Annotated in this window: 10 protein-coding genes; 5 read left to right on the top strand and 5 right to left on the bottom strand. The window is 63.2% G+C overall.

Translation table 11 applies throughout. The features are described 5' to 3' along the window. From EOA22_RS16785 to yacG, 5 genes are all read left to right on the top strand, one after another. Nucleotides 1-178 (top strand): UPF0262 family protein (locus EOA22_RS16785; protein ID WP_206521291.1); only part of this gene is annotated, 178 nt, incomplete at its 5' end. Beyond that, nucleotides 166-636, top strand: coding sequence for a low molecular weight phosphatase family protein (locus tag EOA22_RS16780; RefSeq protein WP_013530197.1), 471 nt, complete (start codon nucleotides 166-168; stop codon nucleotides 634-636). The genes EOA22_RS16785 and EOA22_RS16780, both read left to right, overlap by 13 nt. An 87-nt stretch (nucleotides 637-723) precedes the next feature. After that, nucleotides 724-942 (top strand): translation initiation factor IF-1, encoded by a 219-nt coding sequence (infA, locus tag EOA22_RS16775; protein ID WP_006200926.1) that lies wholly within the window; start codon nucleotides 724-726, stop codon nucleotides 940-942. Between the two features lie 21 nt (nucleotides 943-963). Then, a complete protein-coding gene (locus EOA22_RS16770; RefSeq protein ID WP_013530196.1) occupies nucleotides 964-1,593 on the top strand; it encodes a Maf-like protein in 630 nt (209 codons plus the stop codon). Further along, on the top strand, nucleotides 1,590-1,787 hold the full coding sequence (gene yacG / locus EOA22_RS16765; protein WP_013530195.1) for a DNA gyrase inhibitor YacG: 198 nt from the start codon (nucleotides 1,590-1,592) through the stop codon (nucleotides 1,785-1,787). The genes EOA22_RS16770 and yacG overlap by 4 nt, the downstream gene beginning before the upstream one ends. Before the next feature lie 5 nt (nucleotides 1,788-1,792). On the opposite strand, the gene EOA22_RS16760 is transcribed toward yacG, so the two are convergent. The 5 genes from EOA22_RS16760 to EOA22_RS16740 all read right to left on the bottom strand — a co-directional run. Then, complete coding sequence (locus EOA22_RS16760; protein ID WP_063170044.1) at nucleotides 1,793-3,163, bottom strand: alpha-glucosidase/alpha-galactosidase; 1,371 nt, start codon at nucleotides 3,161-3,163, stop codon at nucleotides 1,793-1,795. 19 nt (nucleotides 3,164-3,182) lie between these two features. After that, on the bottom strand, nucleotides 3,183-4,850 hold the full coding sequence (locus tag EOA22_RS16755; protein WP_063170043.1) for an ABC transporter ATP-binding protein: 1,668 nt from the start codon (nucleotides 4,848-4,850) through the stop codon (nucleotides 3,183-3,185). 9 nt (nucleotides 4,851-4,859) lie between these two features. Next, complete coding sequence (locus tag EOA22_RS16750; RefSeq protein WP_063170042.1) at nucleotides 4,860-5,999, bottom strand: ABC transporter permease; 1,140 nt, start codon at nucleotides 5,997-5,999, stop codon at nucleotides 4,860-4,862. A 1-nt stretch (nucleotide 6,000) separates the two neighbouring features. After that, nucleotides 6,001-7,008, bottom strand: coding sequence for an ABC transporter permease (locus EOA22_RS16745; RefSeq protein ID WP_063170041.1), 1,008 nt, complete (start codon nucleotides 7,006-7,008; stop codon nucleotides 6,001-6,003). A 111-nt stretch (nucleotides 7,009-7,119) separates the two neighbouring features. Further along, nucleotides 7,120-8,628 (bottom strand): ABC transporter substrate-binding protein (locus tag EOA22_RS16740; RefSeq protein WP_127390094.1); only part of this gene is annotated, 1,509 nt, incomplete at its 5' end.

The following is an 8,628-nucleotide window of genomic DNA, read 5'->3' as shown; positions in this document are numbered from 1 at the left end:
CGACGCCATCCGCTCCTCGACGCCGAGCCATATCGAGGCGATCGACATGGGCCGCCGCGGCCTGCACAATGAAGGTTCGCAGACGCTGATGGACCGGCTGTCCGGCAAGATCGACATCGACTTCGATACGGCGCGCCGGCTGTTCACGCTGGTCTGCGTGCTGCACTGGCGGGGCTAGCCCTGTCGCCCGGCGCCCTGCCCCGTTCGATCCTGTTCCTGTGCGGCATGAATGCCGTGCGCTCGCCAATGGCGGAGCAGCTGGCGCGCCGGATGCTGCCCGCCACCGTCTTTGTCGCTTCGGCCGGCGTTCGCGCCGGCGAGCGCGATCCGTTCGTCGATGCGGTGCTGGCCGAAGAAGATCTCACGCTGGGCGAGCGCCACCCAAGGACGATGGACGATCTCGAGGACGACTATTTCGACCTCATCGTCACGCTGGCACCCGAAGCGCACCACGCCGCACTCGAACTCACCCGCTCGCTCGCCGTCGAGGTCGAATATTGGCCGACGCCGGACCCGACCGACGCCGGTGGCACGCGCGAACAGATCATGGCAGCGTACCGGGACGTCCGCGAGCGGCTGAAGGTGCGCATAGGACGACGTTTCTTGCTTCCAGAGGCAAAAAACGCGACGGATTAAGCGTGTTCACAAGCGGACGATTATCATATAGGTTCCGCCGAAATTCCGGCCAGGGTGCTGGAACTACCATCCAAGCAAAGGTATCGAATGCCGAAGGAAGAAGTCCTCGAGTTTCCGGGTGTCGTGACGGAATTGTTGCCGAACGCGATGTTCCGGGTAAAGCTCGAAAACGAACACGAAATCATCGCCCATACGGCCGGCCGCATGCGCAAGAACCGCATCCGCGTGCTGACCGGCGACAAGGTTCTGGTCGAGATGACGCCATACGACCTGACCAAGGGCCGCATCACCTATCGTTTCAAGTAAGCAAAGCCCGACTGGTCCGCGATGAGCATTTTGCAGAAGCTGGTGCTTGCCTCGGGTTCGCCGCGCCGAATCGAGCTCTTGCAGCAGGCCGGGATCGAGCCGGACCGCGTGCTGCCGGCCGATATCGACGAGACGCCGCTGCGTGCCGAGCATCCGCGCTCGCTGGCCAAGCGGCTGTCGAAGGAAAAGGCCGAAAAGGCGTTTGCGTCACTGAAGACCGAAGCCGACTATGCGCCGGGTTTCGTGCTGGCCGCCGACACGGTGGTTGCCGTCGGGCGGCGCATCCTGCCCAAGGCAGAAACCCTCGACGACGCCGCCAACTGTCTCGGGCTGTTGTCGGGCCGTTCGCATCGGGTCTATTCCGGCATCTGCCTTATCACCCCGGGTGGCAAGCTGCGCCAGCGCCTGGTCGAGACGCGGGTGCGTTTCAAGCGGCTGCCGCGCGAAGAGATCGACGCCTATATCGCCTCGGGCGAATGGCGCGGCAAGGCGGGCGGCTACGCCGTCCAGGGCCTCGCCGGCGCCTTCGTCGTCAAGCTGGTCGGCTCCTACACCAACATCGTCGGGCTGCCGCTGTATGAGACCATCGCGCTGCTGAGCGGCGAAGGCTTCAAGGTGCATGGCGGCTGGCTGGCGGGAACCCGGCTGTGAATTCCGATCCCAAAGTCACGCCCTTGCGCCCAAAGCGCCCCTGTCCCGAATGCGGCAAGCCCTCGGCGCGCGACAGCTTTCCGTTCTGCTCGACGCGCTGCAAGGACATCGACCTCAACCGCTGGCTGAAGGGCGCCTATGTCATCAAGGCCCGCGATGACGAGGAAGAGACGGATCCCGACGCTCCGAAATGAGGTCGTCAGGCGGCCTCGGTCTTGCGCGCCACCCGCGCCCAGCCCGGCAGCCAGTCGCCGTGAGCGGCCAAGAGATCGTCGACCAGTGACCAGATCTGGTCGAGATCGAGTTCGGCCGCGGTGTGCGGATCCATCATCGCCGCGTGGTAGATGTGCTCGCGGTTCTCGGTCATCAGAGCCCGCACCGTCAGTTCCTGCACGTTGATGTTGGTGCGGATCAGCGCGGTCAATTGCGGCGGCAGCTCGCCTATATAGGTCGGCTGGATGCCGGAGGCATCGACCAGGCACGGCACTTCGGCGGCGCAATCCCGAGGCAGCGAGGTGATGCAGCCATTGTTGCGGACATTGCCGTAGATCACCGACGGCTCGCCGGTCCAGACTGAATTCATGATCGAGGAGGCATATTCCCGGGACTGCTCTACCTCGATGCGATCGGCCGAGCGATAGGCTTCAGCCTGCCCCTTCCAGCGCTCGATCTGCTCGATGCAGCGCTTGGGATATTCATCAAGCGGGATGCCGTACTTCTCGATCAGGTCCGGGCGGCCGTCCTTGATGAAATAGGGCGTATATTCGGCAAAATGCTCCGAGCTCTCGGTGACGAAATAGCCGAGCCTGGTCAGCATCTCGTAGCGCACCTTGTTGGCACAGCGCGGGTTCCAGCCGGGCTTGGGCGCGCGGCCTTCGCGATAGGCGCGCACGAGATCTGGGTAGAGGTCGCGGTAGGAACCGTCCGGCTGGCGATGCTCGAACTTCAGATAGAACGCCATGTGGTTGATGCCGGCCGAGCGATAGCGGATCCCTTCGTAGGGAAGGTCGAGGTCTTCAGCCAGCTCCATTGCCGTGCCCTGCACCGAATGGCAGAGGCCGACCTGCCTGATCTCAGGGTATTTCTCTGCTATCGCCCAGGTGTTGATCGCCATCGGGTTGACATATTGCAGCATGATCGCCTGCGGGCAGACGGCGAGCATGTCTTCGCACACCTTCCACAGATGCGGCACGGTCCTTAAGCCCCGCATGATGCCGCCGACGCCGAGCGTGTCGGCGATCGTCTGGCGCAGGCCGTATTTCTTCGGCACCTCGAAGTCAGTGACGGTGCAGGGCTCGTAGCCCCCGATCTGGAAGGCGACGACGACGAAATCGGCGCCGGCCAGCGCCTTGCGCTGATCCGAATGGGTCTCGGTCTTCGCCTTGACGCCAAGCGTCGCGATCAGCTTGTTGACGACAATGGCGCTCTCTTCCAGCCGCTGCGGATTGATGTCCATCAGCGCGATCGTCGCGCCGGACAGCGACGGGCGCTGCAGCACGTCGCCGACAATGTTCTTCATGAACACCGTCGAGCCGGCGCCGATGAACGTGATCTTGGGATTTCTTGCCATGCTAACCTCCGGCATATGTTCAGGCCACATCGAAAGCGGCCCTGACGAGCCGTTCGGTGTAAGCGGTCTTGGGATTGGACAGGACGTCGTCGACGGGGCCCTGCTCGACGATCTTGCCGTTCTGCATGACGATCACGCGATGGCATAGCGCGCGCACCACCTTGAGGTCGTGCGAGATGAAGAGGTAGCTGAGGCCGCGCTCGTCCTGCAGCTTGCGCAGGAGGTCGATGATCTGCGCCTGGACGGAGAGGTCCAGCGCCGATGTCGGCTCGTCGAGCAGGATGAATTCTGGTTCGAGCGCTATGGCGCGGGCGATCGCGATCCGTTGTCGCTGGCCGCCGGAGAATTCGTGCGGAAACCGCGACAGAATATCGCCCGGCATGCCGGCGCTGACCAGCGCGTCGCGCACCCGTTCGACCCGCTCGCGCCGCGTCGCCCCTATGCTGTTGACGATCAGCCCTTCCTCGATGATCTGGCCGATCGTCATGCGCGGGTTGAGCGAGGAGAACGGATCCTGGAAGACGATCTGCATGCGCGAGCGCAACGGCCGCATCTCGGCCCGCGACAGGCCGTGGATCGGCTTGCCGTCGAAACGGATCTCGCCGCGCTTGGCGTCGATCAACCGGAGCAGGGCCTGGCCGAAGGTGGTCTTGCCGGAGCCGGACTCGCCGACCAGCCCCAGCGTCTCATGACGACAGAGTTTCAGGCTGAGATCGTCGACGGCGACCAATTCGCGCCAGTCGGGTTTCAGAAAGGTGCCGTGGCGCAGCATGAATGAGACGCGCACGCCGCTGGCCTCGAGAATGGTGCCACAACCCTCCGGCAGCGGCTTCGGCTGCCCGTGCGGCTCTGAAGCCAGCAGCCGCCTCGTATAGGGATGCCGCGGATCGCCGAACAGCCGTTCGGTGGCGTTGTGCTCGCACATTTCGCCATGCTGCATGACATAGACGTAGTCGGAGAACTGGCGCACCACGGTGAGGTCGTGGGTGATCAGGATCACCGCCATGCGCAGCTCTTTCTGCAGGCTGCGGATCAGGTTCAGGATCTGCGCCTGGACGGTGACATCGAGCGCCGTGGTCGGCTCATCGGCGATCAGCACGTCGGGATTGTTGGCCAGCGCCATGGCGATCATCACCCGCTGGCGTTGCCCGCCCGAGAGCTGATGCGGGTATTGTCTGAGCCGCGCGGCAGGATCGGGAATCTGCACGTGCTGCAGAAGTTCGAGCGCTCGCGCCCAAGCCTGTTTGCGGCTGACCTTACGATGCACCCGGATCGCCTCGACGATCTGGCTGCCGACCGTATAGATCGGGTTGAGCGAACTCATCGGCTCCTGGAAGATCATCGAGATGCGGTTGCCGCGCAGCTTGCGCCGGGCGCTCTCGGGAAATTTCAGGATGTTTTGCCCGTCATAACAGACGCTCGAGCCGGGCGACACCGTGGCGCGCCGTGACAGCAGGCCCATGACGGTGCGCGCCGTCACCGACTTGCCCGAACCGGATTCGCCGACGATGGCGATCGTCTCGCCGCGATAGAGCTGGAACGAGATGTCCTTGACCGCTTCGACGACGCCATGCTCCACCTTGAAGGCCACGGCGACGTTGCGGGCATCGATGATCGGCTGGTCCTGGCGTCCATCATGGTCGTGACGGACGATCGGTGCGAAGGATTCGGCGAGCGCGACGGACATCTCAGCACCTCAATAAGGGTCGACGGCGTCGCGCAGGCCGTCGCCCAGCGCGTTGAAGGCAAAGACGGTGACCAGCACAAAACCGACCGGCGACAGGATCCAGGGATAGGTGCCGATGACGGAATAGGTCGCGGTGTCCTGAAGCATCAGGCCCCACGAGATCAGCGGCGGCTTGACGGCGAAGCCGAGGAAACCGAGGAAGGATTCGAGCAGCACCACGGTCGGGATCGCCAGCGTCACGGCGACGATCACATGGCTCATCACATTGGGGAAGATGTGCTGCATGATGATGCGCCGGTCGGTGGCGCCGACCGCCATGGCGGCGCGCACATACTCGATCCGCGCCAGCGCCAGCGTCTTGCCGCGCACTTCGCGCGACATCTGCGCCCAGCCCAAGGCCGACATGACGATGATGACGAAAGCGAGGAAGACGTTGGTGGGAGCGGTGACCGGGATCAGTGTCGTCAGCGCCAGATAGAGCGGCAGCTGCGGGAAGGCGAGCACCAGTTCGACGAAGCGCTGCATCCAGACATCGAACCTGCCGCCGAAATAGCCGGAAACCATGCCGACGGTGGTGCCGATGACGGTGATGATGAAGACGACCGTCAGGGCGATCATCAGCGAGACGCGCGAGCCGTGGATGGCGCGCGACAGCACGTCACGGCCGAACTTGTCGGTGCCTAGGAAATGCACCGGCTGGCCGTCCAGCGAGCCGAACAGATGCCGGTCCGCCGGCAGCAGCCCAAACAGCTTGTAGGGCGCGCCATGCACGAAGAAACCGAGCAGCCTAGGATGATCATAGTCGGGGCCGACGACGGGCTGGAAAGTGACCGGATCGAGGTCCGCCGAATCGGCCAGCGCATAGACCCTCGGCCGTGCGGTGAAACCGCCGTCTCTGTCATGGAAGCTTGGCACCTGCGGCGGAGCGAAGCCGACATCCGTGACCTTCGGGTCCATTGGCGCGATGAATTCGGCGAATACGGCCATCACCAGCAGCAGCACGACGAGCCAGAGCCCGGCCATGCCGGTCCAGGAGCGCTTCAGCCGGCGCCAGACAAGCGCCATGTAGCTTTCGTTGCCATGCGCCGGTTCGGCGACGATGGGCCCTTCGGCAGGCAGCGGTGGAGGGGATGGATCGCGCGCCAGCATCTCAACGCTCCCCGAACTGGCGCACGCGCGGATCGAGCAGCACGAGCAGCATGTCGGCGATGATGTTGCCGACGATGAGCGTCGCCGACAGGACCATCATGAAGGTGGCGGTGACATAGACGTCGCCGACAGCCATGGAGCCGACGATCGCCGGGCCGACGGTCGGCAGTGCGAAGATGATCGCCGTCTCGATCTCGCCGGTCAGCATATAGGGCAGCACCACGCCCTGATACATGATGAGCGGATGCAGCGCGTTGGGCACGGCGTGGCGCATGACGACGGCAGCACCCGTCAGCCCCTTGGCCCTTGCCGTCTCGACATATTGCGCGTTCAGCGTATCGAGCAGATTGCCGCGCATGACGCGCATATTGTAGGCGAGGCCGCCGAAAGTGGCGATCGCCACCACCGGCCAGACATGTTTGTCGAGGTCGACGAATTTGGCCCACGACCACGGCGCACCACCATATTGCGGCGAGAAGAATGAGCCGATCTCAGACACGTTGAACTGGAAGACCAGGAGATAGACGATGATCAGCGCCATCAGGAAGCGCGGCACCGTCATGCCGAGGAAGGAGATGGCCGACAGTGTCGAGTCGATCCAGGTGTATTGCCTTGTCGCCGCCCATATGCCGAATGTGATGCCCAGCACCGAGGCCAGCAGATGGCAGACCAGCGCCAGAAGGAGCGTGCGCGGCAGGCGCTCTCCGACCACATCGGCGACCGGTTTGTTGTAGTACAGGCTGTAGCCGAAATCGCCGCGGGTGACGATGCCGACGATCCAGTTGAGATACTGCACGGGCAGCGGCTTATCGAGGCCATGCTCGATGCGATAGGCCTTTGCCTGCGCGTCGGCCTCGGCAAAGGAAGCTCCACCCTGGTTGATCGCCTGCGAGCGGATGTAGTCGGCATAGTCACCCGGCGGCGCCTGGATGATGGCAAAGGTGGCCAGGCTCAAGATGGCGAGGACCGGGATTGCCGACGCTATGCGCGTGAGCAGGAATCGCAGCATGGACGGTTCATTTCCTTGTCTCGCCGATCGCGCCCTTGGTTGCGTCCGGAGGTTGGTTTGTCCGGCCGCGCCAGCGGCGCGGCCGGAGGTCTCTCAGTCAGGGAGGTAAACCTAATTCATCAGCCCCTTCTCTCCGGGTTTGCCGGGCAGCTCATCGGGGAACAATTCATATTTCGCCTGCTTGTCTGCGGCGACAAATACCCGTTCGCGGATGATCGAATCCTCGGCCCAGTTGAACATGAAGATCGGCGTGCCCTGCGGAATGTTCGAGAATCGCTTATTGACGATCAGCGCGCCGGGATATTCCGTCAGGCCGACATTGTAGACGTGCTCCGTCGAGATCTTCTGGAATTGTTTCATCAAGCTGGCGCGCTGGTCATTGTCCTGCGTGGAGACGAACTTGTTGACGATGTCGACGAGGTCCTTTTCGAACGGCATCACATCGACCTCGCCATTTTCCGGCGCACGATGGTCCCAGCTGGTGCGCGGGCCGACAGGGGCAAGCTGCACGGTGTTCTGCACCACCGAGGTCAGTTCCTGTTCGTTGCGCCGGACCAGCCAATCGAAGCGGCCGGAGTATTGCGAAGCGTCCCGCTGGGTGCCGTTGAGGCCGTTGAGCACGACCCGCAGCCCGAGCTTTTCCATCTGGGCGACGACGCCTTCGGCAAGGCTTTTGTCGGTCGTGTAGTCGTTGTTGACCAGCATCACGATCTCGACATTCTTGCCGCCGGCGGTGCCGGAAGGGAAATTCACGAAGCCGTCGCCGTCCGTATCCTTGAGGCCGGCCTTGGCGAGTTCAGCCTTGGCGCCATCGAGGTCGAAGGGGTAGTAGACCGTCGAATTGCGGTCGTAGAAGCTGGTTCCTGACGACAAGCCGCCGGGATAGATGGCGGTGAACGGCCCCTTGACCAGCGAGTCGCCGAGCGCCTTGCGGTCGAGCGCCATGGTGACGGCCTTGCGGAAATCCTCGTTGCGGTTCAGCTCGCGGATCGCCTGGCCGCGTTCGTCCGGATTGCCCCAGCCATTGGCGGAAAAATTAAAGCGCAGATTGTAGCCGATGAGCCGCGGGCCGAAAGCAAGACGGGCAGGCGCGTTCGCCTCCGCCGCACGCTTCAGCGAGGCGACGAAGTTTTCCGGCTGCTCCAGATTGGAAAAATCAGCCGCGCCGGCCACCGCCTGGACGTCGCGATCGGCCCAGGTCGACAGCTTGTAGTGCAGTTCGTTGAGATAGGGCAGTTGATTGCCCTTTTCGTCGACCTTCCAGTAATAGGGATTTCGGCGCATGACGATGATGTCGTCCGGCCGGTATTCGACCGGGACCCAGCCGCCCATCACCGGCATGTTCATGAATTCCGGCGGGAAGGCATTTTTGAACTGGTCATAGGTGTTCTTCGAATATTTCGGATGCTGCGGCTTCAGGATGTGCGCGGGACCAGGACAGAAGGTGCCGTAGGCCATGGCATACAGGTACTGCTTCGGGAAGGCGTCCTTGAAGGTCCATTCGACGGTGTAGTCGTCGATCTTCTTCAACGTCGTGCCGACGCCGAAGGTTTCCGGCGTGGCGCCGTTCAGCGGCGAGACGTTGGGATCGACGACCTCGTCGTCCCAGTAGAACATGAC

This window comes from Mesorhizobium sp. M7A.F.Ca.US.014.04.1.1 (assembly GCF_003998745.1).
Taxonomy (GTDB): Bacteria; Pseudomonadota; Alphaproteobacteria; order Rhizobiales; family Rhizobiaceae; genus Mesorhizobium; species Mesorhizobium ciceri.
The sequence above is the reverse complement of the archived record's forward strand: the minus strand, read 5'-3'. Positions and strand labels throughout refer to the sequence as shown.